The organism is Actinopolyspora xinjiangensis (assembly GCF_900104475.1).
GTDB classification, from domain to species: Bacteria; Actinomycetota; Actinomycetes; order Mycobacteriales; family Pseudonocardiaceae; genus Actinopolyspora; species Actinopolyspora xinjiangensis.
In genome coordinates this window covers 1-1,068 of record NZ_FNJR01000034.1, presented here as the reverse complement: position 1 = coordinate 1,068, position 1,068 = coordinate 1, and the positions used below count along the sequence as shown (strand labels likewise).

The 1,068-nt window shown below is 55.4% G+C and carries 1 protein-coding gene; it reads left to right on the top strand.

Annotated features, from left to right (window positions below; genetic code table 11):
* Window positions 1-162: 162 nt before the first annotated feature.
* A complete protein-coding gene (locus tag BLQ75_RS22870; protein ID WP_092604734.1) occupies window positions 163-966 on the top strand; it encodes a transposase family protein in 804 nt (267 codons plus the stop codon).
* The last annotated feature ends 102 nt before the right edge of the window (window positions 967-1,068 follow it).

Sequence of the window (1,068 nt, the reverse complement as noted above, 5' to 3'; positions counted from 1 at the left end):
TCCCCGGAGAAGGCTTCCCCGTTGGGAACAACCCCGAGCGAAACTCTGGATAAACGAAGTCTCCCGCTTTTAATCGCGCACCTGCATAACCTTCAATGAAGGTTATGCAGGTAAATTGAATCTGTGGTCTGATGCAGAAAAAGCAACGGCTTTTCTGGTACGATGGTGTTCGACCAAAAACCCACGCACACAAGGAAAAGCCGTTGCGATACCACAGGCCTGTGTGAGGACCAACTGTGCCGGCTGACCGAGCGGATCAGCGGAGTTGTCCACTGGGATACGAGGAACACGTTCTCGGTGTTGACGGCTGTGGCGATAACATTGAAATATTTTCGGACGCATCTGACTCAGCAGCAACTGGCCGCGGTGCCTCAGACGACGCGATCAACGCTATCGCGAGTGCTGTCTCGGATCGAACCGATCCTGGCCGATATCCTGGAGGAGTTCTGCCTGACTCCTGAAGAGATCGGCGACGATGCCGCCGTGATCGACGGAGTGTTCCTCCCCACCGGAAACCGACGTGACCAGGATCAACTCTACTCCGGCACACATCGGCGCTACGGAGTCAGCTTTCATGCCGCAACCGATATCCAGCGAAACCTCATCACACTGTCCGAGATCTTTCCAGGCGCCACCCATGATCTCACGGTGTTCCGTGAATCCTCGTATTACATGGCACCGAATCAGTCCAACACCCTTGGTGATCTCGGCTACCTCGGCAGCACTGTCACCCACCCTCGGACATCCCCGAAGGGATACGAGCTGGATTCCACCCCAGAAAAAATTCAACACGGCCCTATCCCGTCTCCGCGCTCCCGGAGAACGCGCCATCGCTCACCTGAAAAACTGGAAAATCATCGCCACACGCTACCGCCGACTACTCACTCGCCTGCAACGAGTGCTCCACATCATCACCGGAATCCAACACCTCCGAACGAATCCCCAGCTCACCAATTGAGTGCATAACCTTCAATGAAGGTTATGCAGGTGCGCGATTAAAAGCGGGAGACTTCGTTTATCCAGAGTTTCGCTCGGGGTTGTTCCCAACGGGGAAGCCTTCTCCGGGGA